The organism is Gilliamella sp. Pas-s27, from assembly GCF_009795865.1.
Lineage (GTDB): Bacteria > Pseudomonadota > Gammaproteobacteria > Enterobacterales > Orbaceae > Gilliamella.
This window is the reverse complement of the sequence record NZ_WTEW01000002.1, coordinates 87,598-111,767: the sequence shown is the minus strand read 5'-3', so window position 1 is coordinate 111,767 and position 24,170 is coordinate 87,598. Positions and strand designations below refer to the sequence as shown.

General features: G+C 35.5%; 24 protein-coding genes. 9 read left to right on the top strand and 15 right to left on the bottom strand.

Annotated features, from left to right (window positions below; genetic code table 11):
* Window positions 1–93: 93 nt before the first annotated feature.
* From pgm to GQ589_RS01675, 3 genes are all read right to left on the bottom strand, one after another.
* A complete protein-coding gene (gene pgm / locus GQ589_RS01685; RefSeq protein ID WP_160424153.1) occupies window positions 94–1,731 on the bottom strand; it encodes a phosphoglucomutase (alpha-D-glucose-1,6-bisphosphate-dependent) in 1,638 nt (545 codons plus the stop codon).
* Between the two features lie 101 nt (window positions 1,732–1,832).
* On the bottom strand, window positions 1,833–2,336 hold the full coding sequence (locus GQ589_RS01680) for a replication initiation regulator SeqA (protein WP_160401273.1): 504 nt from the start codon (window positions 2,334–2,336) through the stop codon (window positions 1,833–1,835).
* 22 nt (window positions 2,337–2,358) lie between these two features.
* Complete coding sequence (locus tag GQ589_RS01675) at window positions 2,359–2,544, bottom strand: hypothetical protein (protein WP_160424151.1); 186 nt, start codon at window positions 2,542–2,544, stop codon at window positions 2,359–2,361.
* 165 nt (window positions 2,545–2,709) lie between these two features.
* Here GQ589_RS01675 and GQ589_RS01670 point away from each other — a divergent pair, with 165 nt between their 5' ends.
* Together GQ589_RS01670 and gloA are read left to right on the top strand one after the other, a co-directional pair.
* Window positions 2,710–3,207 carry a glycine zipper 2TM domain-containing protein gene (locus GQ589_RS01670; protein ID WP_160424188.1) on the top strand — a complete coding sequence of 166 codons (498 nt, stop codon included), beginning with the start codon at window positions 2,710–2,712 and terminating at the stop codon, window positions 3,205–3,207.
* A 221-nt stretch (window positions 3,208–3,428) separates the two neighbouring features.
* Window positions 3,429–3,836, top strand: coding sequence for a lactoylglutathione lyase (gloA, locus tag GQ589_RS01665; protein ID WP_160401271.1), 408 nt, complete (start codon window positions 3,429–3,431; stop codon window positions 3,834–3,836).
* A 51-nt stretch (window positions 3,837–3,887) separates the two neighbouring features.
* Here the strand turns inward: gloA and gmk are convergent, their stop codons facing one another.
* Window positions 3,888–4,517: a guanylate kinase gene (gene gmk / locus GQ589_RS01660; RefSeq protein ID WP_160424149.1), complete on the bottom strand. Its 630-nt coding sequence runs from the start codon at window positions 4,515–4,517 to the stop codon at window positions 3,888–3,890.
* A gap of 218 nt (window positions 4,518–4,735) precedes the next feature.
* Here gmk and GQ589_RS01655 point away from each other — a divergent pair, with 218 nt between their 5' ends.
* Both GQ589_RS01655 and GQ589_RS01650 read left to right on the top strand, forming a co-directional pair.
* Window positions 4,736–5,431, top strand: coding sequence for an AzlC family ABC transporter permease (locus tag GQ589_RS01655; RefSeq protein ID WP_237398392.1), 696 nt, complete (start codon window positions 4,736–4,738; stop codon window positions 5,429–5,431).
* Window positions 5,428–5,751: an AzlD domain-containing protein gene (locus tag GQ589_RS01650; protein ID WP_160424146.1), complete on the top strand. Its 324-nt coding sequence runs from the start codon at window positions 5,428–5,430 to the stop codon at window positions 5,749–5,751. Before GQ589_RS01655 ends, GQ589_RS01650 begins: the two co-directional genes overlap by 4 nt.
* A gap of 89 nt (window positions 5,752–5,840) precedes the next feature.
* Here the strand turns inward: GQ589_RS01650 and GQ589_RS01645 are convergent, their stop codons facing one another.
* The 8 genes from GQ589_RS01645 to GQ589_RS01610 all read right to left on the bottom strand — a co-directional run bounded on the left by GQ589_RS01645 (window position 5,841) and on the right by GQ589_RS01610 (window position 14,229).
* Window positions 5,841–6,740, bottom strand: coding sequence for a heme biosynthesis HemY N-terminal domain-containing protein (locus tag GQ589_RS01645; protein WP_160424144.1), 900 nt, complete (start codon window positions 6,738–6,740; stop codon window positions 5,841–5,843).
* A gap of 10 nt (window positions 6,741–6,750) precedes the next feature.
* On the bottom strand, window positions 6,751–8,256 hold the full coding sequence (locus tag GQ589_RS01640) for a uroporphyrinogen-III C-methyltransferase (protein ID WP_160424142.1): 1,506 nt from the start codon (window positions 8,254–8,256) through the stop codon (window positions 6,751–6,753).
* Between the two features lie 18 nt (window positions 8,257–8,274).
* Window positions 8,275–9,015 carry a uroporphyrinogen-III synthase gene (locus GQ589_RS01635; protein WP_160401266.1) on the bottom strand — a complete coding sequence of 247 codons (741 nt, stop codon included), beginning with the start codon at window positions 9,013–9,015 and terminating at the stop codon, window positions 8,275–8,277.
* Window positions 9,012–9,932 (bottom strand): hydroxymethylbilane synthase, encoded by a 921-nt coding sequence (gene hemC, locus GQ589_RS01630; protein ID WP_202114989.1) that lies wholly within the window; start codon window positions 9,930–9,932, stop codon window positions 9,012–9,014. The genes GQ589_RS01635 and hemC overlap by 4 nt, the downstream gene beginning before the upstream one ends.
* A gap of 140 nt (window positions 9,933–10,072) precedes the next feature.
* Window positions 10,073–11,443, bottom strand: a complete 1,371-nt coding sequence (purB, locus tag GQ589_RS01625) for an adenylosuccinate lyase (protein ID WP_160401265.1) — start codon at window positions 11,441–11,443, stop codon at window positions 10,073–10,075.
* A gap of 47 nt (window positions 11,444–11,490) precedes the next feature.
* Entirely contained in the window at window positions 11,491–12,138 is a 648-nt protein-coding gene (hflD, locus tag GQ589_RS01620) for a high frequency lysogenization protein HflD (protein ID WP_160401264.1), read from the bottom strand.
* 1 nt (window position 12,139) lies between these two features.
* On the bottom strand, window positions 12,140–13,258 hold the full coding sequence (gene mnmA / locus GQ589_RS01615; protein WP_160401263.1) for a tRNA 2-thiouridine(34) synthase MnmA: 1,119 nt from the start codon (window positions 13,256–13,258) through the stop codon (window positions 12,140–12,142).
* Window positions 13,259–13,539: 281 nt separating this feature from the next.
* On the bottom strand, window positions 13,540–14,229 hold the full coding sequence (locus GQ589_RS01610; protein ID WP_160424141.1) for a LexA family transcriptional regulator: 690 nt from the start codon (window positions 14,227–14,229) through the stop codon (window positions 13,540–13,542).
* Window positions 14,230–14,393: 164 nt separating this feature from the next.
* Here GQ589_RS01610 and GQ589_RS01605 point away from each other — a divergent pair, with 164 nt between their 5' ends.
* On the top strand, window positions 14,394–14,621 hold the full coding sequence (locus tag GQ589_RS01605) for a helix-turn-helix domain-containing protein (protein ID WP_160424138.1): 228 nt from the start codon (window positions 14,394–14,396) through the stop codon (window positions 14,619–14,621).
* A 51-nt stretch (window positions 14,622–14,672) separates the two neighbouring features.
* Here the strand turns inward: GQ589_RS01605 and tpiA are convergent, their stop codons facing one another.
* Window positions 14,673–15,449: a triose-phosphate isomerase gene (tpiA, locus tag GQ589_RS01600; protein WP_160424136.1), complete on the bottom strand. Its 777-nt coding sequence runs from the start codon at window positions 15,447–15,449 to the stop codon at window positions 14,673–14,675.
* 100 nt (window positions 15,450–15,549) lie between these two features.
* On the opposite strand from tpiA, the gene zapB reads away from it, so the two are divergent.
* From zapB to GQ589_RS01580, 4 genes are all read left to right on the top strand, one after another.
* Complete coding sequence (gene zapB / locus GQ589_RS01595) at window positions 15,550–15,795, top strand: cell division protein ZapB (protein WP_160424134.1); 246 nt, start codon at window positions 15,550–15,552, stop codon at window positions 15,793–15,795.
* A 78-nt stretch (window positions 15,796–15,873) separates the two neighbouring features.
* Window positions 15,874–17,181 carry a DUF2868 domain-containing protein gene (locus GQ589_RS01590; RefSeq protein ID WP_160424132.1) on the top strand — a complete coding sequence of 436 codons (1,308 nt, stop codon included), beginning with the start codon at window positions 15,874–15,876 and terminating at the stop codon, window positions 17,179–17,181.
* A gap of 1 nt (window position 17,182) precedes the next feature.
* On the top strand, window positions 17,183–18,541 hold the full coding sequence (locus GQ589_RS01585) for a DUF3482 domain-containing protein (protein ID WP_160424130.1): 1,359 nt from the start codon (window positions 17,183–17,185) through the stop codon (window positions 18,539–18,541).
* A complete protein-coding gene (locus GQ589_RS01580; protein ID WP_160424128.1) occupies window positions 18,489–19,022 on the top strand; it encodes a C40 family peptidase in 534 nt (177 codons plus the stop codon). The genes GQ589_RS01585 and GQ589_RS01580 overlap by 53 nt, the downstream gene beginning before the upstream one ends.
* Window positions 19,023–19,112: 90 nt before the next feature.
* Here GQ589_RS01580 and GQ589_RS01575 read toward each other — a convergent pair whose 3' ends face one another.
* A complete protein-coding gene (locus GQ589_RS01575; protein ID WP_160424126.1) occupies window positions 19,113–20,300 on the bottom strand; it encodes a histidinol-phosphate transaminase in 1,188 nt (395 codons plus the stop codon).
* A gap of 281 nt (window positions 20,301–20,581) precedes the next feature.
* Window positions 20,582–24,124, bottom strand: coding sequence for a pyruvate:ferredoxin (flavodoxin) oxidoreductase (gene nifJ, locus GQ589_RS01570; protein ID WP_160424124.1), 3,543 nt, complete (start codon window positions 24,122–24,124; stop codon window positions 20,582–20,584).
* Window positions 24,125–24,170 lie beyond the last annotated feature (46 nt).

Genomic DNA, 24,170 nt, shown 5'->3' with positions numbered 1-24,170 from the left:
CCAGAAAAGGTATTGATTTTATTGAGGTTTTTTTGAAATCCTTACATGAAAAAACAGCAGCCAAGTAGCTGCTGTTTTTTGTAGCTTTTACTATTATTTAATTGCTTTAGCCACGATTTGTTGGGCTTCTTGCTGTAGTGTATTTAAATGTTCGTTGCTTATAAAGCTTTCTGCATAGATTTTATAGGCGTCTTCTGTTCCTGATGGGCGAGCAGCAAACCAGCCGTTTTCTGCAATCACTTTAAGCCCACCAATTGCGGCATTGTTAGCTGGTGCAGTGGTTAGGCATTGGGTGATTTTTTCACCTGCTAAGCTGTCGGTCGTTAGTTGGCTAGCATCAAGTTTGGCTAGTTTTTGTTTTTCACTAAACGATGCAGGTGCTTGAATTCGTCCGTAATAAGATACGCCAAATTTCGCTTCAAGCTCTTGATATTGTTCTTGTGGGTTTTTGCCCACTTTTGCAGTCATTTCAGCAGCAAGTAGGCATAGGATTATGCCGTCTTTGTCGGTTGTCCAAACTTTGCCGTTGGTTCTTAAAAATGATGCGCCTGCGCTTTCTTCGCCTGCAAAGCCGAGTTTGCCGTTGTATAGACCATCTGCATACCATTTAAAACCAACAGGGTATTCTAGGTATTGTTTGTTTAGGCTATTTGCTACACGGTCGATCATTGAGCTTGTAACTAGTGTTTTTCCAATAGCGATATCTTTGTGCCATTGTGGGCGGTTTTGGAATAGGTAATTGACACAAGTTGATAGGTAGGCATTGGGGTTCATTAGTCCTTTTGGTGTGACAATGCCATGACGGTCAAAGTCAGTGTCGTTACCAAAAGCTAAATCAAATTGGTCTTTTAATGTTAACAATCCCGCCATTGCCCAACGGCTTGAGCAGTCCATTCGAATGATTTCATCATGATCTAGGTGCATAAAGCTGAATGTCGGATCGATTTTGTTGTTAACAATATTAAGATTGATACCGTATTTTTCAGCAATTCTAGGCCAATAAGTAATGCCTGCACCACCAAGTGGGTCAACCCCAATTTTTAGTGACGATGATTTGATCAGCGCAAGATCTAAGATGTTTTCAAGGTCGTTGATGTAGTCGGTTTCGTACTCTTTGGTATGAACGTAATTTGAATTTATAGCCTTGTCTAAGGTGATACGTTTTACGCCATTGAGTTTATTTTTTAGTAGTTCGTTAGCACGGTTTTCAATTTGTTTGGTGATGTCAGTATCCGCCGGCCCGCCATTAGTTGGGTTGTATTTTATGCCACCATCCTCTGGTGGATTATGCGATGGGGTAATGACAATACCGTCCGCTAGTTGGGTTTGTTTGCCTTGGTTGTAGGTTAAAATTGCATGTGATATGACAGGCGTTGGGGTATATCCCCAATTTTGTGCGATAACAACGGTTTGTTCGTTAGCGGTAAAAACTTCAAGCACTGATTTTAATGCAAGTTCTGATAGGGCATGGGTGTCTTGACCAATAAAACATGGCCCTGTAACTTTGTTGGCTTTGCGGTATTCCGCAATGGCTTGAGCAACGGCTAATATGTGTGCTTCGTTGAATGTGCCTTTGTTTGAACTGCCCCGATGGCCCGATGTGCCAAATATGACTAGTTGGCTAGCGTTATCCGTATCAGGTTGAATCTGGTAATAGTTATTGCGTAATGTTTCAACATTAATGAGATCTGATGGTTGAGCTAACATTCCTGCACGGCTTTGCTTGGCCATTTTTTTATCCTCTTTCATTAAATATGTTTTTTTATAATAGCTAAAATGTGAACACGTTGTGTGTTGTCACATTTTAGCTTTATTTGTTTTTGTTTTTTCTGTTAAGGTAAGAATGCGTTAGTAACTTGGTTTATCATAGTTTCAGATATGCCCATGTCACTCATTATCGATTCTACAATATATTGTTTTCTAGCTGTATTTGTGTTGCTAATTACCCAATAAGGTGTGCCAGTAATTTCGCGGGGTTTGGTGTTTTTGCCCGATGCTTCAAGAGACTGTTTGTCTTTAGCTAGGTATTGTCGTTTACTACCATGCAGTGATGTTGCTGCAATAGCAAAAAGCGCTGGATTATAGTTATATAGTGCACTGAGCAATAATATAAAACGGCTGATAATGGATTTTTCGCTTATGAACGTGTCGCTAGTTAATAAATCGTTAAAAAGAGGGTAGTGGTTTTCTTTTTTGACGATGGTATTTTGTTTTGCTGAGGTTGATTGGTTTATATTCAATAAACGTCGTAATATACTTGATGCATCTTCACCAATGTGTTTGGTTTGACCAGCAATAAATTGGTATAATTCTTCGTCGATTTCTATCGTTTTCATTGTGTTACATGTGCCTATTAAATTATTTTACGGGACATCCTAAAGCAGGAATTTTGTTAAGATGCGAATCATGAGTCGATTCGTTATTTAAACAATCATTTGATGGTTGTTTAAATTCAACGCTCTCGCTTTTTCGGGGAGCTTGGTTTGCATCATGACAAGCCGTTATCATAACCGATAATATTAATTGAAAAAATAACCGTTTCATATACTCATTGTACGCTGAATAAACTATTGTGCTGAGTATAACCTAACTTAAGCATAAATTGTATTAGCTATTGATAAAATAATGAAAATGATATTGTCGTTTTTTCTTAATAATTTATTCTAAACAAGGTATAATAAAAAGATACCGATATTATATGAGGAATTAATTATGAAAAAAATCGTCACACTAACTATTTTAGTTGCAATTCTATCTGGATGTAGCAATAGTGATATCTATTCTGGCGATGTTTATACCGCTGATCAAGCCAAACAAGTTCAGCAAGTGAGTTATGGTACAGTTGTTTCAGTTCGACCTGTTAAAATTCAAGCTAATAACACAAATGGTAAAAACGAAAATATTATAGGTAGCTTAGGTGGTGCTGTTTTAGGTGGTGTTTTAGGTAATACTATTGGTAATGGTTCTGGCCAAGTTTTAGCGACTGCAACAGGTGCTATTGGTGGTGCAATTTTGGGGGATGTCATTCAAGATAAAACTAGCCAAGCAAGTGCTGTCGAGCTAGAAATCAAACAAGAGAATGGTTCAAACATTGTGCTTGTGCAAAAAGGTTCAGCTAAAGATTTCTTTGCTGGCCAAGCGGTTCGTTTAGTTACTAATGGTAAGCAAATTAGTGCTTCGCCACGTTATAGCAATCAATCAAGATAACCGCTAATCAAAATAATAAATCAAAAGATAATACTTAATTTTGCTCACTTTGATGGTGAGCAAAATGGTTTTTTAGGTATACGATTGTTGTTAGCTTTTGATTAAGTATCATAAAATATCCAATCAATAACAAAAATTTGCCTGTCTAAACACTAACGTATAAACTCAACAAAATTTTTATTCTATTATTTTATTTATTATATTAAAGGAACAGTAAGCCGATGCGTATTTTACATACTATGATTCGAGTTGGTGATTTGCAGCGTTCGATTGATTTTTATACCCGTGTAATGGGTATGCGAGTGCTAAGAACCAGTGAAAATACACAATACAAATATTCATTAGCCTTTGTTGGTTATGGCGATGAGACAACGAGTTCAGTGATTGAGTTAACTTATAATTGGGATACCGATAACTATGATCATGGAACGGCGTTTGGTCATATTGCTATTGGTGTTAATGATGTGGCTAAAATGTGCGATGCCGTTAAGCAAGCAGGAGGCAAGGTAACACGCGAAGCAGGACCTGTAAAAGGTGGTTCAACGATTATTGCTTTTGTTGAAGATCCTGATGGTTATAAGTTAGAGTTGATTCAAAATGATCAGGCTGATCAAGCTTTAGGAAATTAAAGGCTTTTTTATAATATCGCCGATTGAAATTTCGGCGATATTATTGGTGTTTTAATTTAAATCACTACCCAATAAATCTTTTAATAATTGCGAATTAATGGTTGTCTGTTTTGCTTGCTCTAAGCTAGCAGTGGTAATAATTGCACTTAAGGCACTTAATGAGGTGTCGAAATCGTCATTGATAATAACATAATCATATTCGTTATAATGCGAAATTTCGGCTTGGGCTTTTTGCATTCTTTTGGCTATAACACTACTGTTGTCTTGTCCACGTTTTATTAGGCGGTTTTCTAACTCTTTTAGTGATGGTGGTAATATAAAGATGCTTTTTGCTTGAGGCATTTTTTGGCGTACTTGTCTTGCTCCTTGCCAATCAATATCTAAAAACACATTAATTCCTTGTGATAAGCTTTGTTCTATTTCTGCTTTAGATGTGCCGTAATAGTGGTCAAATACGTTGGCATATTCTACAAAAGAATTTTTATCAATTAAGGATTCAAAAAGTTTATGATCCACAAAATAATAATGTTCGCCATGTAATTCGCCTGCTCGTGGCTGGCGAGTTGTATGTGAAATTGATACTTTTGCTTGTTTTGGATTTTGGTTTAAATAAGCTTGAATAAGGCTTGATTTTCCTGCTCCACTCGGTGCAGAGATAATAAATAAAGTTCCTGTATACATAGATATGTTTGCCACGTTGGTTGCTATTGCGTTATTTTATTGTCATTGATATAAATTAAGCGATATTATAGCAAAATTTGGTAAAAAAATGTGGTTTATTGTGAGCCAATAAAATAATTTACTGTTTAATATTTTAGGTTATAGGACAGTATGATTGGTTTGCAATATCCACAATATTAATTTATAAAATCATGTATTGTTATTGTTAAGGAATGATTATGTCTTTGACTTTTAAAGATGGTGTTTATGCTTGTATTCCAACTTTATTAGGCTATATTGGTATTGGTATTGCTGCGGGTGTTGTAGGAAAGTCAGCAAATTTATCTGTACTTGAAATTACATTATTGGCTGTGATTGTTTATGCTGGTGCGGCACAGTTTATTATTGCCGGTCTAATGATGGTGGCTACACCTGTTTCAGCCATTATTTTTACTGTTTTTTTAGTTAATTCCCGTCATTTTTTAATGAGCATGGCAACCGCCCCCGCTTTTCGTAGATTCTCATTTTTTAATAATATGGCTATCGGTAGTTTATTAACTGACGAGAGTTTTGCCGTTGTAATGAGTGCCATAGCCAATAAAGTTCCCGTCAATGCTGTTTGGATGCATGGGCTTAATGTAACAGCTTATTTGGCTTGGATTTTATCTTGTTTTTTAGGGGCAGTAATCGGTGAATGGTTACCTGATCCAAACTTGTTTGGTTTAGATTATGCCTTGGTTGCCATGTTTATTGGTTTACTTTATTTGCAACTGATTGGTGATAAAAGCAAAAGTCTTAAAAATCGACTATTAGTAATGTTAACCGTTGCAATTATGCTAATTTTATTAATGCGTTTTGTGTCACCCGAAATGGCGATTTTAATTAGCACTTTTGGTGGATGTTTTATGGGTATGGCTATGGAGCGTGATGCGTGACAATTTATAGTTTATTGATTATTTTAGGGTGTGGTTTAGTCACTTGGTTACCAAGAGTGGTTCCTTTCATGCTGGTTCGAAAGTTTCAGTTACCGAATGTGGTAATTCGTTTTTTGTCGTATGTACCTTTGTGTATTTTGACTGCTTTATTTGTGCAAAATTTATTTGTGGCAAAAGAGGGGCAGTTTCCTGATTTTCATGTGGAATATTGTTTGGCGACCATTCCAACAGTCATTGTTGCTGTGATCACTAAAAACTTAATGTGTATTGTGGTTGCAGGTATGTGTTTTATGGCGTTGATTCGTTATTTTATTGTGTAATTTGAATTTATTAATAAATTGCTTTGGTTAATTTTTTATTGTTTGTTAAAACAAAAACAGGGCAGTTGCCCTGTTTTTTTTATGTTTTATTAAGTTCTTTCTTTTTGTTCAAGTTTGTTAATCGATTTTAATAGTTTTTCAGCTTCGCTATTTTGGCCGATTTGATTAAGATAGGTTGCCATCGCTTTTTGATATGTCATATTATTCAATATCGCTCGTGGTTGCGCATGCCACCATTTGGTTAGTGCTTGCGTATCACTGTCAGTTGATAATTGTTTGATTCGGGCAATATAGGCTACCTGTTTAAATTGATCTAGTTGCGATTCATTATAAGCTTTAGCTTTATACATTGCTGGTAATAGATCGATAACCGCTTGATAATCACCAGTTTCGTAATAAAGTTGATCGGCTAATCGTAGCACTTCCACATTACGTGGTTTTTCGTTTAGTAGTTGTTCTAACACGATGCGTGCGGCTGTGTACTCGTGGTTTTTTAGTTGCAATCGAATTTGTACTAATTGAAAGGCAAATATCTCTTTAGGTTGACAGGTTCTAGCCGCTTGTTCTAGCGATTGGTTGGCTTGAATTAATTCATCGTTGTCAATTTGTGCTTGTGCGGCAAGTAAATACGATAAAGTGGTATTTTTTGCCCCTTTGGCACTTTTTGTAAATAACTTTGCCGCTTGTTGATAATCACCTTCTAACAATAAAAATTGTGCTTGTTCAAGACGTTTTATTGATTTTTTAGGTGATTTTAAGCGTAACCAGTTGCCAAGCGTTGTTTTAGAGTTAAATATTTTATTGAAGATACAATAAATTAAATAAAGACAAAGTAAGCCAATTAATTCAAGTATCATAAATGAATTAAATGACATGCTGACACGATAGTTGGCAAATTCAAATACTGCTGAGCCTTGGTGTCCTTGCAATAATGGGCCAAGGAAAAATCCACCTACTAGCACTAAGAAAATAATTAGTATTCTTATCATGATTATTCTCCTATTTTGCCAACATTGAACGAACACGAGTTTGCATTAATTTTTCAAGTTCGCTGATGCTAGTTAGGTTTTCCTGTACACTTTGATTGCTGATTGATTGATTTTGTAAATTATCAAGCTCATTGATAAATGCTTTGACACTTGGTGCGTTACCATCAAAATAAGCATTAACCCAAGTTGCAGTGTCGTTAAGTGCGCGTTGGTAAATTAAGTCTTGGTGTCTTGGCACTGCTTGTGCGGCAATCAATAGGCGGAAACGGATGTTTTCACGTAGGTAAAGTGATTGTTCTATGCTTAATGGTGCTTTTAATATTTGGCAATGGACAATTTGTTTTTCATCTTGACCTGCTTGTTCTAAGCATGCTTTGAAGTTGTTATCTTTATTGTCCAGCTTTTCAATGGTGATAAATTTATCCATAAAAGTCTTAGCACTACTTAATAAATTGCTAGACCAATCGCCGGCTGATGATGTTATTTCATTCTCTTTATCTTCAGTTGTATTATTTGTATGTACTTGTTGATTGTTATCTGCGTGAGAATTTTCTGTGTTAGTGTTTTCTGTGTTTATGTTCTCGACTTGGACTGCTTTGTTCTCATTTTTATTGGCTGAGTCTTCGCTATATTGTGTCATTCCAAGGTCGATTTCTTGATAATGCCCAACTAAAGGTAATTCGGTAAGGGCATCTGACAATCCAATTAAATTAATAATAATGCCATCAGTATCAACAAAACTGACTTGAGCTAGTGAGTTAATATCTTTACTAATTGCTTGTCGTGCTGGTAATAGGCTAGGATCATCAGCTTGAGCTAGGCTTTCGTCGGCATTTTTAAGTAATAGTCGTGCTGATGTGTAATCTTGGTCATTCCAAATTTTACGCCCCGCTAAATGGACTAAATAATTTGCTTGCGAAATTAACCAAACTTTATGATCTGTGGTTGACATAGCCGCTAAACGCTCGTTGATGTTTTGTAGGCTTTGTTCATTGAGCTTTAATGTGTCATTCACTTGGTTGCTTAATTGTTGTTGTACTTTTTGTTGATCACTAAGTTGACGTTCTACTTGTTGTTCTAATTTGCTGAACTGTTGATTCTGTTTATTAACAGCATCTTCAATGCTGCTGTGTAAATCATTTGTTATGCTCTGCTTGGTTGTTTGTTTTAAATTGGCCAGTTCGGTTTGTAATGTTGAGATGGTCTTTTGTTGTTTTGCAAATTGCTGTTGGCCATAATAAAAACCAAATCCACCTAAGCAAGCGGTTAATGCTATAGCTATTATCGATAATTTTGAAACTTTTGTTTTGCCTATATTGTCATTATTACTATTAATGTTTTTGGTTTGGGCTTTCGATTCTACTGCAGGATTGGGTTGAGTGGTTGTTTGATCTTTTTTGTCTTTTTTCATAGTTTCATTCGCTTCATTTTCAATCGCTGTTATTGTTGGTTGACTAAATGAAGTTGTGCTTATTGTTGAAAGTGTCGCATTGGCACCATAATATTTTAACGGCATAAATGACCTCATTTAGATTTATTCGAAATTGATGTTGGCATTATGACATAGAGTTAACATTGTTTTAAATAAAATTTGATTATTCGCCCCCGCTATTTGTAAAATATTTTGCCAATTTAATTGTTGTGCTTTTTTTAAAATTCGTTCACTAGTAACAATGAGTTGAGCTTGCTGTTTGTGTTGTTTTTGACAATAAAGCTCAAGTCGCATTAAGTGCTCAACACTGGTAATAATAATGATTTGGCTGTTTATGTTGTTAGCTAAAATATTGTCACAATAGGTTATTGGTTTACGGTAATAACATTCTAGTATTTTAACCTGAGCTTGTTGGGTTATTAATGTGTCAGCTAATAAATTTCTTCCTGAATTACCCCGTAAAATCAGTACGGTACGATGTGCTAGTGCTACGCTCTTTAGTAAGTCTAATAAACCTTCGCTATCTTCTTGTTTAGGGTGATTAACTTTGGTTGTAGTTAGTTGGCTTAATAATTCTGCTGTTTTTTTGCCTATTGCAAAATAGTGCCTATTTGCTGGAAAAGATAAGTCGGGTAAATAGGTTTTGATGGAGTGAATAACTTGTGGCGATAGTGCAATTACAATGTCTGATGGTAAAAGACAATTAAGTTGTTGCTCTAAATCAACCAGTTCAGCTCCAGGTAAAATATCAAATAAAGGAAGGTGAGCTGCTGATAAATTGGCAAGGTTTAGTTGTTTAGCTAGCTCCTCGCCTTCTGGCGAGGGTCTTGTTACATAAATCATTCGCCATTTAATTCCTGTAATATTTTGTCGGCGCCTTGATTTAATAGTTGTATTGCGAGATTGTGGCCCAGTTGTTCTGCACGGTTTGCAGAGCCTTGTAATTTAGCTTTAATTATTTGCATACCATCAATACGTCCAACAAATCCTTCTAAAGTTAAAATATCATTGCTTAGTTGGCTATAGCAAGCAATAGGCACTTGGCAGCCACCTTGTAGCGCTTTGTTCATTGCTCTTTCTGCTTGAATACAAACGCGGCTATTTTTATCATCAAGCACGGAAAGAATATCTAATATTTTTTTATCATCTGTTCGAGTTTCAATTCCAATTGCTCCTTGACCAACAGCGGGTAAAATTAAGTCCGTATCAATATATTGTTTTATTCTATTTTCTAATTCTAGGCGTTTTAAACCGACAGACGCTAAAATAATAGCATCATATTCTTGATTATCGAGTTTAGCTAGGCGAGTACCTATATTGCCTCGAAGATCTTTAATTTGTAAATGTGGATATTTAGCTCTTAATTGGCATTGACGTCGTAAACTTGATGTTCCGATAATGGCACCATCTGGGAGTTCGCTTATGCTTGAATATTTATTTGAAATAAACGCATCACGAACATCGCCTCGTTTGCAAATGGTGGCTAGAGTTAATCCTTCTGGGAACTCGGTGGGAATATCTTTTATAGAATGAACAGCAATATCCGCGTCGTTATTCAATATGGCTTGTTCAAGTTGTTTAACAAATAGCCCTTTGCCACCAATTTTTGATAGGGGGCTGTCTAGCATTATGTCGCCTTTAGTAACCATAGGAATTAATTCCACTGTTAAATGGGGGTGAGCGGCTAGCAATTGTTGCTTAACAAAATTAGCTTGCCATAGCGCTAAAGGGCTTTTTCGTGTTGCAATGCGAATGTTCAATGGAATTTTCCGTTTTATTTTTGCTTAAATGGTTTGTGTTATTGCACAATTTGTATATCGGTACTGGTTAATTTAATCACTTAAAAATCAATATAGCCAAATACAGTGTAAACTGTATTTGGCTAATTAAATTTAAGTTATTAATCTAAATCATCAACAAAACTAACTGCATAACCAATATAATTAGCTGGTGTTAATTGTTTTAGTCGTGTTTTTTCACTTTCGGGCAGATCTAATGAGTCAATAAATTCTTGCATGCCTTTTGCATCAACACGTTTACCACGGGTTAGTTCTTTGAGTTTTTCGTAGGGTTTTTCAATGCCGTAACGGCGCATTACAGTTTGGATTGGTTCGGCTAATACTTCCCAGTTACGGTTAAGCTCGTCAAGTAAATAGTCTTGGTTAACTTCAAGTTTATTTAATCCTTTTAGTGTTGATTGGTAAGCAATAATAGCATAACCAATACCTACACCTAAATTGCGTAATACTGTTGAGTCGGTTAAGTCACGTTGCCAACGAGAAATAGGTAATTTGCTACCTAAGTGGTTCATGATAGCATTAGCAATACCTAAATTTCCTTCTGAGTTTTCAAAGTCAATTGGGTTGACTTTATGTGGCATTGTTGATGAGCCAATTTCGCCAGCAATGGTTTTTTGTTTAAAGTGATTTAACGAAATATATCCCCAAACATCACGATCAAAGTCGATCATAATGGTATTAAAACGAGCCACACAATCGAAAAATTCGGCAATATAATCATGAGGTTCGATTTGAGTAGTATAAGGGTTCCAATTTAACCCTAGTGATCTAACAAATTCTTCGCTAAATTGATGCCAATTCACTTGAGGATAAGCAACCATATGTGCATTATAATTGCCTGTGGCTCCATTAATTTTACCTAGTATTTCAACCGATTGTAGTTGCTTTAATTGACGTTTTAAACGGTAAGCAACATTGGCAAATTCCTTACCTATTGTTGATGGTGTAGCAGGTTGTCCGTGCGTTCTTGAAAGTAGCGGTAAATCACGATAAGACTTGGCTTGTGAGGTGATTTTTTCGATCAGTTTATTCCAATATGGAACTAAGACGGTTTCTCTGGCTGTTTTTAGCATTAATGCATAAGATAAGTTATTAATATCTTCTGATGTACAAGCAAAATGAATAAATTCGTTAACTGCATGTAATTCTTCATTAGTGCTGACTTTTTCTTTTAAAAAATATTCTACCGCTTTGACATCGTGATTAGTGGTTTTTTCGATTTCTTTGATACGATTAGCATCTTGCTCACTAAATTGCTCAACAATTTGGTTAAGGTGGTTGATGGCTGACTGGCTTAAGGTTGGTACCTCTAAAATATCTGCTTGTAAGGCTAGCTTTTGTAACCAACGAACTTCAACTTGAACACGGTATTTTAGTAAACCATATTCGCTAAAAATGGTGCGTAATTCTGTTGTTTTCTCACCATAACGTCCATCAATTGGTGAAAGGGCAGTAAGTGCAGATAATTCCATCGGTTTAACTCCGTTATTATTTTGAAATATCAGTTATAAAGTACAAATTAGTTTATGCGATTAATTTGGTCTAATAGTTGTTGGGCTGCATCACAAATGCGTTTACGGCTAAAAAGAAACTGAAAACGACTGCCGCCAACTTGGTACCATAAAATGGCTGATCGAACACAACCCAAAAGTGCTGTTCTTACTTTTGCTTGTACTAATGAGTTTTGTAGAAATTCAATTTTGCCAATAACTTTGATTTTAGTTGATATCGGGCTAATGATATCAGAATAGATTCCCGCTAATGAATAGGATATATCATCAACATTAATACCAACGGTTTGATCATTTATATCAGAATAAAGTCCTGAAATGCGTTTTAATCGTTGGTCTATCTTATCTAATGCGTCTTTATTTTTTAATAATTTGTTTGTAATACTAAGAGAGCCAAACAGGTAACGAATAGTTTGAACGTGCTCTTTTTGTCCTGACGACAATAATTGTATTAGTGTTTGTAATCCTATTTTGATATTTTTAATACCATCATAAACATCGTCCGTTGTTTTTGGCGAGGTTTTAAATATACTTTTTATTGCTTGTTCATAAAGTGTTGCACTACAAATACCTGTATTAGCTAGTTGTGGTACCAATATTGCACTTTGTGTTGCACCGGCAAGGGCAATGGCAATATGATGGTATTTATTATTCACTTTAGTACTCCTTACTGCTTTTTATTTGTTCTTCAATAATACCGCCACCTAAGCATACTTCGTTTTGATAAAAGACAGCTGATTGACCTGGTGTAACAGCAGCAACGGGATTATCAAATATGACTTTTATTTTATCATCAGCTAATGGTACCACTTGGCACGCTATATCTTGTTGGCGATAGCGTGTTTTAACCGTACAATTGAATGGTTCGGTGACCACTTTACGGTCAACCCAATGTAGTTGTTGAGCAATTAATCCGTGTGAAAATAGAGCAGGGTGATCGTGACCTTGTGCCACAATTAACTCGTTATTTGTTAGATCTTTGTCAACCACATACCATGGCGTATCATCGGCTTGTTTTAAACCACCAATACCCAATCCTTTACGTTGTCCTAACGTATGATACATAAGCCCTTGATGTCTGCCAATAATTTCACCGTCAACAGTGCGAATATCGCCTGCTTGTGCTGGTAAATAACGAGCCAAAAAGTCAGTGAATTTTCGTTCACCAATAAAGCAGATACCTGTAGAGTCTTTTTTCTTAGCCGTCGCTAAACCAAGCTTTTCTGCAATTTGACGCACTTGTGGTTTTTCAAGTTCACCGACGGGAAACAGGCTTTGGCTTACTTGTGTTTCACTCAAGGTATAAAGAAAGTAGCTTTGATCCTTGTTGGTGTCTATACCACGTAATAATTCAACTTTTCCATTTGTTTCGCGTTTGCGAACATAATGTCCTGTAGCAATAAAGTCAGCACCAAGATCTTCAGCTGCATATTCTAAAAAAGCTTTAAATTTTATTTCTTTATTACATAAAATATCTGGGTTTGGTGTTCGGCCTGCTTTGTATTCTGATAAAAAATGTTCAAATACATTGTCCCAATATTCGGCAGCAAAATTAACTGTATGTAATTTGATGTTTAATTTATCGCAAACGGCTTGTGCATCAGCTAAGTCAATGGCTGCTGAACAGTATTCTTCAGTATCGTCTTCTTCCCAGTTTTTCATAAACAACCCAACAACATCATATCCTTGTTGTTGTAATAAATAAGCGGAAACAGAAGAGTCGACGCCACCTGACATACCGACAACGACTTTTTTTCGAGAGTTTATGTTTGTCATAATAGCTATATTAATAGGTAAAATTAATAAAAAATTTGGTTTCAATTTTAGCATAACTAAGGCAAAAAGCATAAAGTTATGCAGATAAAGAACACTATATTCAACTGTGATTTATATTAATTTAATACCAACTTTTGCTTTAAATTTATATTCAAAGGTGCTTTTACGATTTTTTATTTTTATTTATTAAATATTCGCATAAAAAAATGAAATCATAAAATAATAACAGCTTTATTAAATAAAACTTATAAAACTGTTATTATTTAAAGATTAAATAAAAATTAGTCAAAATTTTTTAAAAGATAAATAACAAGTCCTATAATTCTAAAGTCTTGTTGTTCATACTTATCACCAATAATTGCTGGGTATTTAGGGTTATCACAAAGTAATGCTAAGTTAGCACCTTGATTTTGTATGCGTTTTATACTAATTTGGTCCTCATACTCAACAGCATACAAATAACCATCAATCGGTTTGTTATGAGTCTTGTTGATGATAAGAATATCATGATTTGATATTGTTGGTTCCATGCTATCACCTTTAGCCCATACTGCGGTTAAATCTTTGTGGTTACAGCCTTGATGTTTTATTAAGGATAGATCAAACGGAATTGATTCTATTTGTGGGTAAAATTTACTTGTTTCGTTTAAATGGTGAAATGGAATATGTACTGAACCTCGGCATTCAGATTCTGACAATAACCTACATTCTCCTTTTCCTGTTGCTAGCCACTCTATAGGAACGTTGCATTTTTGAGCAATAATTGCAAGCCTATTTAATGCTGGATAGGTTTTCCCTGATAAATAATCTCGTATAACCGCCTCTGACATACCAACTTTTTTGGCAAAGGCATTACCTGATATGCCTTCTAATACTAAATTTAGTCTATTCCTAAAATCAATTACACCTGTATCAATTAAAATCTGTATTTTTTCTTTTTCATTTTGTTTTTTTACTTTGTTTTCTGTCATTTTTTATTCCATTTTGTGTGTTTTTCATTTTTTTTATTTTAATTCGTTTTTTTATGTGTTATTCTCTGCCCATATATTTTCTTATCTTATGAATATTCATTTTTAACATTGTAAGACCGATAATCTTTACAATAGCAAAACTATAACCTATAGAGGATCTCATAATGAGAGAACAAGATCAAGACTGGGCACCATCTAGAGTGGTGGGTGAAATTAAAATTAGAGGCGGAAATTTAAGAGCATTATCGAGATCCAGTGGATTACAGGCTGATACTTTAAGAAATGCTTTATATCGACATTGTCCAAAGTATGAGCGAATTATTTCTGATTATTTACAAGTCCCTGTTGAGCAAATTTGGCCTTCACGTTATCAATTAAAAACTAAAAAATAATATTAGTTTGAAAATAAAAAAGACACTTATTAGCGTCTTTTTTATTATTTACTATGCTACGATTGATTTTTTAGCTTGTTCGGCTGCTTTAACGATCGCTGCAAAAGCATCGGCTTTTAATGATGCTCCGCCTACTAATGCACCATCAATATCAGGTTGAGTAAAGAGCTCGGCTGCATTTTTATCATTAACAGACCCACCATATTGGATAATCACTTGCTGTGCTACTTTTTCATTTTGTTTAGCAATATGATCTCGAATAAATTTATGAACAGCTTGCGCTTGTACTGGAGTTGCTGATTTTCCAGTTCCAATTGCCCAAACTGGTTCATAAGCAATAACCGCACCATTAAATGCTTGAATGCCAAGCGCCTTAATCACTGCATCAATTTGATGAGCACAGATAGCTTGTGTTTGACCTGCCTCGTTTTCAGCTTCAGTTTCGCCAATACATAATACTGGTACTAATCCTGCCTCTTTAATGACACCAAACTTTTTAGCAATAAATTCGTCTGATTCTTTATGATAAGTACGACGTTCAGAGTGCCCAATAATAACGTGAGTTACACCAACGTCTTTTAGCATTTCGATTGATACTTCCCCAGTATAAGCACCAGAAAGATTTACGCCAACGTCTTGAGCTCCTAAAATGATATTAGAACCATCTAGTTGATGTTTTACAAAATCAAGATAGACAGCCGGTGGTGCAATTGCTACATTGCACGTAGTATTATTTGATAGCTCATTTCGTAGCCCTGCAACTAGGCTTTTAGCCATGTCTTTACTACCATTGAGCTTCCAGTTCCCCATAACAAGTGGTTTACGCATAATTTTCTCCAACTTAAAGTTTAAAATAGTGTTGATTTTAGAATGAATTCGGTATAATAGTCAGTATTATACACCAAATAAACTGAGCTTGAGGAAAAATATGTCATTAGAAATATTGAATCAATTGGAAAATAAAATCCAGCATACCGTTAATACTATCACCACATTACAACAAGAGATTGCTACTTTAAAACAAGGGAATCAGGAGTTGGAACAACTGATTAATGATAGTTCTGATGAAATAAAAGTATTACGTGATGAAAACGAAAAACTCAAACAAGATCAACAACTATGGCAACAACGTATTCAAACATTATTAAGTAAAATTGGCGAAATTACACAATAATTGATTCAAATTTTTTAACGCGACTTAGGTCGCGTTTCTTTTATTCTTAATTGTAGATAATGGTAGAGGCTAAGTTTAATGCAACAAAAGCTAAAATCACTCTGGCTGACTGAAACTATCCATTTAATTGAAGCTGAATCAGGACGGTTTGCTGACCAAGATATTAACCGACAAGTAAGAACTGAACAAATATCGCTCACTGACCGAATTGTGATGCGAGCAACGATGTTGTCAAAACAAAATGGCCTATATTCTTCGCAAAAAATACTAATACAGTCTATAAAGTTTTCTTTTGTTTTATTGCTATTATTCTCTGTATTTTTAGGTGGTTCCTTAGCTTTGGGAGCAGTGAACCAGAACCCTATCAATTTATATTGGGCGCTTTTTAGCTTATTAGGTGTGCACTTAATTACATTATCTATTTGGCTTTGTTCATTTTTTTTCTTTTCTAATTTTGGCGGTAGTTTATTAATTCATTGCTGGTTGTGGTTAGCTAAAAAACTTTCTCAAAAAAAGACCATACAACAACTTATTCCTGCATTTATTGAATTGTTTGGAACCCGCGTGCGTTGGCTTATCGGTTTTGTGCTTAACCTGTTTTGGACTATGATTTTAAGCAGTGCATTGCTAGTGTTAATAGTGTTATTTTCAACTAAGTATTATAGTTTTGAATGGCAAACTACATTACTTAGTTCTGATACTATTATTCGTTTAACGCACTATTTGGGCTATTTACCTTCATTATTTGGTTTTGATATCCCTCAAGATGACATAATAAAATTAAGCGAGAATGCTTTAAACACTGGCGAAATTCGTTCGTCATGGGCTGTTTGGCTGTTGGGGGTGTTTATTGTTTATGGGTTATTGGTACGGGTGTTATGTATGATATTCTGCGGTGTTAACTGGTTGGTTAGTTGTCGTTATATTAAACTCAATATTACACACCCTGACTATCAAGTATTAGCAAACCAATTGCAACCATTAATTGTTAACATTGAAGATGCCGATAGATTAGGATACAGTAACCATCAATGGTGTTCTCCTGTACATCCAATTGAAGATGGTAAGGGCTCTTTTTTGGTTGCAGTAGATGTGCACGAAAGTTGGCATCATCCTGAGTCTATTAAATTTTTAGGTTTTTTAAATACAAGAGAACAACGTAATAATATTTTAGATTACTTTCAATTAACACCAGCTAAAAAATTGCTAATTGCAATTGATACCGATAGATCACCCGATAGAGGGTTATTGAATTTTATTAATCAGCTGATTAACAAATCACAACAAACCCGAATTTGGTTTATTAATCAAGGCAAACAGTATCATAATTGGCAATCGCTCTCTTTACAATTAGCTGAACCAGATTGGCTAAGTGAGGATATTTAGTATGCTATCAACATTAAAATTAGCCGTAGTTGGTCACGCCAATGTTGGTAAAACGTCATTATTACGCACCTTAATTCGCAATAGCCGTTTTGGTCATGTATCTGACCATCCTGGCACCACAAGACATGTTGAATCAATAACTTTGCCGCTTGAGCAAAATAAATCGATTGTTTTTTATGATACACCAGGGTTAGAAGACAGTTTGGCGCTTTATGATTATATTAACCAACTTGTTCCTGCTAATAAAAAACTTGATGGTGTTGATAAATTAACTATTTTTTTACAAAGTCCAGAGGCTGAAAACACTTTTAATCAAGAAGCCAAAGTCATCAAACAGCTACTAAATAGTGATGTAGCTATCTATGTGATAGATGTCAGAGAGCCAATATTGGCAAAGTATCACGATGAGTTATCTATTTTATCTAATAGTGATAAACCCATATTAGCAGTTTTGAATTTTATATCCGGTAATGACCAAAATGAAAAAGAATGGAAAAGATTGCTGTCACGAGTGGGGATTCATGCTATCGTTAAGTTCGACGCTATATTTTCATCTTTAGATGGTGAAGAGCGATTGTATCATAGCCTTGCTTTACTAGTTGAACCTGCTAAAGAAATATTAGATAATTGGCTAGATAAAATCTCACAAATTCGTGATTCTCGAAATAAAACAGCTAATCGAATTATTGCAGAAACGCTTGTTGATGTTACCGCTTTTTCCAAAATGGCTAAACTAGACGATAACCGAGCCATTGCTGATATGCAAAATAAAGTCAGAAAGCGAGAACAAACAGCGATTAATGAATTATTAAAATTGTATCAATTCGATTTAACTCAAGAGAGTGAAGAGAGCTTGCCTTTAATCAAAGGCCGTTATAATGCTGACCTTTTTAATGTTGATGCACTAAAAACGGTGGGTATGCATTTGACTAAAGGCTTTGTGTCAGGCGCAACAATTGGTGCAAGTATTGATGTAGCAACAGGTGGTATTTCACTTGGTTCTGCCGCGTTGGTTGGCGCTGTAGTTGGCAGTTTGGTGCAAACTGCGAAACATTATGGTTCTAGAATGCGGTATCAGCTTTCTGGGTATAGTAAATTAAGTGTTGATGATGTTATTATTTGTTTTCTTTCTTTACGATTAATTCGCCTTAAAGAAAGTTTAAATCATCGCGGCCATGCGGATACGAGACCTGTTAGGTTATCTAAATTAGATAAAAATGAATGGGAAAAAGGTGTGTTACCTAAAAGTTTAAAGGTAGCTAGACGTTATTCGTACTGGTCGACGTTAAATAAAGGAACAAAAAAAAATGACAAAAAAAGGCAATCGATTATTAGGAACGTTGCTCAGCAATTCCATTAATGTAAAGAGAGATTTTTTAATAAGTACATTGATCTTTTCTTTGTTTATGTTATTCGGTTGTAGTACTAGTCAAGGACAGGTTTCTGTTAAAAGTACTAAATCTGATCCGACTATATTGGCTAAAATAGAATCTCATTATAAAAAATGGCAAAACACACCATACCGTTATGGTGGTACAACTTTGTCAGGTAGTGATTGTTCTGCTTTAGTGATGAATTTTTTTAAAAATAGGCTTTCAAAAAACTTACCAAGAAGTGCGGCAGAGCAGGCTCGATTAGGTGTTAAGGTAAACACACCTAAAGCTGGCGATTTAGTATTTTTTAAAACAGGTCGGAGCCGTAGTGGTTTGCATGTTGGTATTTATTATGCTGATGGTAAGTTTTTACATGCTTCGACATCAAAAGGTGTTATCTATTCAAGTTTAAATGAAAGTTATTGGAAGAAGCATTACTGGATGACGCGACGTGTAATGGGTAGTTAAGCTTCCTTTTGAAGAATAATGTAATAACAAAAAGCTCTTTAAATTAATCAATATTAAAGAGCTTATTTTTTATCTGTAATAAAGCTATTGTTAGATTTGTCCTTTATTTTTTAATTCGTTCATTGTATTTGCTACATAGAGCATTTCGCTCGGTGAACCAAGTGATATTCGACACCAGTTTGTTGCTGGTTCAAAATCTCTTCCAATCAATATGAAGTTATTTTTCATTAATTCACGATAATCTTTTAAATTAATCGGACTTTTATGAAACATAAAATTAGTTTGTGATTTTAAATAGTGTAATCCTAAGTCTGATAGTGCTTTTTCCATGATTTGACGTGATACATCAACCGCTTTTTTAGAATAAGTTAAAAATGGTTGATCATCCATAGAAGCAAGTGCAGCACAAACACCACAATAGTTGAGCTTTTCGCCAGCTACATATTGAGCCATATTTTGAATATTTTCAAGTGAGCTGACTGCATAACCGACTCGTAATCCTGCCATTGCATGGATTTTTGAAAATGTTTTAAGTAATATGATATTGTCACAACCTTTTGCAATTAATTCATCAACTGATTTAAAAGCAGGATCATTAACAAATTCAGCATAAGCTTCGTCAATAATAAAGATCGTATTTTTAGGTTTGCTTTTTATCCAAGGTTCGATTTCGTTTGTTGTAAAAACAGTCGAAGTAGGATTATTTGGATTAACCAAATAAACAATTGAAAATCCATTATAATCTTCAGCAGCTTTTTGTATGCCTTTTATATCTATCTGCCAATCAGGCAAACTTGGTACTTTAGTAATTTTTAAATTAAAGATCTTTGCAAAATGTTCTCCATCACCATAAGTAAGATCTGGAATGACTAATTGAGTATCTGGCTTAACAAAAGCGGCAATAGCGCTTCGAATACCTTCCGATGAGCCTGCAGTTAATAAAATTTTAGAATCATCAACTTTATGATGTTGAGCTAATCGTTTATTAAGCATTGGCATTTCGGCTTTGGCATAGCGATTAGCTTTTGGTACGGCATCGATTGCTGCTTGTTTTGCGAGTGGTGACATACCAAGCGCATTTTCATTGAAATTGAGTCTTATTGGATTGTTAATATCTGGTGTTGCTACATTTTCAAGCATAGGTAGCGAGAATGAAATTGAGTTTTGCGCTTCCATCGCATGGGCTTTAGATAATAATTGATTAATAGATAGCCCTGCAATTGCCGCACTCGAAAATGTGATTAATTTTCTTCTACTGACATTTAAATTGGATATCATGATTCACCTCTCGCTTAATTAATATTTATGTGGTCAATTATTAATTAAGCAAAAATAATACCAAGTTTTTAAAGATTACTAAGATTACTTATTTGTAAAGTATTAGATAACAAAAAGTTAACGATAAGATGGTTATTATTCAGGACAGATTAATCTAAACTTGCACAGATTTGGTGCTTTATTGATCAAAAATAGTGTGTAAAAAGGACTGCTTTAATAACAGTCCTTTATAGTGATTTGTAAATTACCGTGGATAACTGTTTTACCGTAGGTGATCATTGTTAGTTATCTGCAGGTGTTTCAATATCCGAATAGGTTGCCAGTATTTGCAAGAATTTATATTTAGAATCTGCCATTTTAGTTGAACGTTCATGCAGAGTGTTTGCCATTAAAGGTTCAAGTGTTTCTAAGCGGCGAAAACGCTGTTCTTTTAGTAAGATACTAGTTAATAAATCACTGTTTGGTGCTTTAGAATCTAGTACTAAACCTGGTTTACCTTCAGCCATACGGCGTGGATCGTAACGATATAAAGGCCAGAACCCTGATTTAACTAAATCCTTCATTTGTTCGTGTGATTTAGCCAAATCATAGCCATGTTCTTCACAAGGGCTATAAGCGATGACTAAAGATGGCCCATCATAAGCTTCGGCTTCTTGTAGGGCTTTAAGAGTTTGGTTGAGTTGTGAACCTAATGCAACTTGTGCAACATAGACATGGCCATACATCATTACACTAACACCAAGATCTTTACGCGCTTTATGCTTACCTAAATCGGCAAATTTTGATACCGCACCCATCGGCGTGGCTTTTGATTGTTGACCACCGGTATTGGAATAACATTGTGTATCTAATACTAATATATTTACGTTATCGGTTAAGCTCATCACATGATCAAGCCCACCAAATCCAATATCATAAGCCCAACCATCGCCACCAATAGCCCAAACTGATTTATCAACCAAATAATTTGCATCTTGCATCAACTCTTGTGATTGAGCAGAGTCTAGGTGTGCAAGCTGCTCACGTAATAACTCGACTTGTTGACGCTTTTCAGCTATAGAGGTTTCTGATGATTTTAAGGCGATAATTATTTCGGGCGAAATGTCGCCGGCAACATAATCAAGTAAACGTAACGCACGTTTTTTATGTTGATCATAAGTAATGCGATACCCTAATGCAAACTCAGCATTATCTTCAAATAATGAATTTGCCCAAGCCGGTCCACGCCCATCGCGATCGGTCGTATAAGGTGATGATGGCAGATTACCACCATAAATTGATGAACACCCAGTGGCATTGGCTATGGCTAAATGGTCACCATAAAGTTGTGTCAATAATTTTATGTATGGAGTTTCGCCACAGCCAGCACAAGCGCCTGAATATTCAAATAGCGGTGTAAGCAATTGTGATGTACGTACATCAATACGTTCAAGTGTATTAATATTTCGATCTGGCAATGCAGTAAAGTACTCAAAATTGGTACGTTGTGTATCAAGATTGTCGATACGTGATTGCATGTTAATTGCTTTAATTTCAAAATTATTACGATCGCGAGCAGGGCACACTTCGACACATAAGTTACAGCCAGTGCAATCTTCTGGTGCCACTTGTAACACATAGCGTTGTCCTTTCATATCACGAGCTTTAACTTCAAGCGAGCTTAATGAATCTGGAGCGCTTAGCATATCGTCAGGATCAACAACTTTGGCGCGAATAGCTGCATGAGGGCAAGCAACCGCACAGTGGTTACATTGAGTACATAGTTCTGGTTGCCAAATCGGGATTTGCTCTGCAATATTGCGTTTTTCCCATTTTGTTGTACCGATAGGCCATGTGCCGTCGGGTGGAAATGCTGATACAGGTAAATTATCACCTAAACCAGCTAACATTGTAGCTGTCACTGCTTTAACAAAATTAGGAGCATTAGCTGGTACAATAGGAGGCATAGTTGAGCTACTTTGATCAACACAACTAAGCGGTATTTGTACTAATGAAGCAATAGCTAAATCAAGTGCTTTCCAGTTGTTTTCAACCAAATTTTGCCCTTTACTACTATAACTTTTGGCAATGACCTCTTTTAATTGAGTAATACTAAAATCATTTTTAAATATTTCAGCAAGATGAAAAAACGCAGCCTGCATAACGGTATTAATTCTAGCTCCTAAATTACATTCACGAGCAATTTTTGCCGCATTTATAATGTAAAAGTGTGCACGCTTTTTAATTAATTGCACTTGCACTTCTTTTGGAAGTCTATGCCAAATTTCATCTTTGCTATATGGTGTATTAAGTAAAAAAATACCATCGTCTTTTAACTTATCAACAATTTGATATTTATCGATAAACTGATCTTGGTGGCAGCCAATAAAGTGTGCACTGGTAATTAAATAAGGGGAATCAATAGGATCTAAACTAACTCGTAAGTGCGAAGTGGTTAAGCCGCCTGCTTTTTTCGAGTCATATACAAAATACCCTTGTACATAAAAAGGTGAACTATCACCAATAATTTTAATATTATTTTTAGTTGCTGATACAGTGCCATCACTACCAAGTCCATAAAATAGCGCTTCAAGTGAAGATTTTTGTGGAATAGATTGATCCGGCAATGGTAAAGACAGTCCTGTAATATCATCATAAATACCAACAGTAAAGCGTCGCTTTGGTTTTGCTAAGTTAAGTTCAGCAAAAATGGCAAGTACACATCTAGGATCAAACTCTTTAGAGGATAACCCATAACGTCCACCTATAATAAGTGGCATAGTTGTGCGTTCCCCTCGTGATAAACTTTCAGAAAATGCGGTTATAATATCTAAATAAAGTGGCTCGGCTTGCGCTCCTGGCTCTTTAGTTCTATCAAGAACAGCAATTTTATTAATAGTATTAGGAATGACACTTAGTAAATGGCTGGCTGAAAAAGGGCGAAATAATCGAACGTTCACAACACCAACTTTTTCGTTTTGTTTAAGTAAAACATCCACAACTTCTTTGGTGGTGCTTGCTCCAGATCCCATAATGACAATAACACGTTCAGCATCACAAGCTCCATAATATTCAAAAGGTTGATACCTTCTGCCTGTTTCTGCCGCAAAGGAATCCATAGCATCAACAACATGTTGATAAGTACTATCATAATAACTATTTATCGCTTCTCGGCATTGGAAATAGGTATCAGGGTTGGCTGATGTGCCACGAGTCACAGGTTTGTCGGGTGTTAAAGCTCGCTCACGATAAGCTTTAATCGCCTCATGCGGTAATAAATTATGAATTTGTTCATCACTTAGTGGATAGATTTTATTGACTTCGTGTGATGTCCTAAATCCATCAAAAAAGTGAACAAAAGGAACTCGGCTATTTAAGGTTGCCATTTGTGAAATTAACGCAAAATCTTGTGCTTCCTGCACTGAGCTTGAACAAAGCATTGCAAAACCAGTTTGCCTAATTGCCATCACATCAGAATGATCACCAAAAATAGAAAGAGCGTGAGTTGCAACAGTCCGAGCGGCAACATGCAAAACAAAAGGAGTAAGTTCGCCAGCTATTTTGTATAGTGATGGGATCATTAAAAGCAAACCTTGCGACGAAGTAAACGAAGTTGCTAGCGCCCCAGTCATTAATGAACCATGAACAGTTGCAATGGCTCCTGCTTCGGACTGCATTTCAATCACTCTTGGTGTATCACCAAATACATTTGGTTTATTAAACTCTGCCCAAGTGCTAGCTTGCTCGGCCATGGTTGAGCTTGGTGTGATTGGGTATATGGCAATGACTTCGTTTGCACGATAAGCGACGGATGACACCGCACTGTTAGCATCTGATATGATCATTAAAAAACCTTGTATTTTATAGTGTTATGGCATTACAAATTTATTA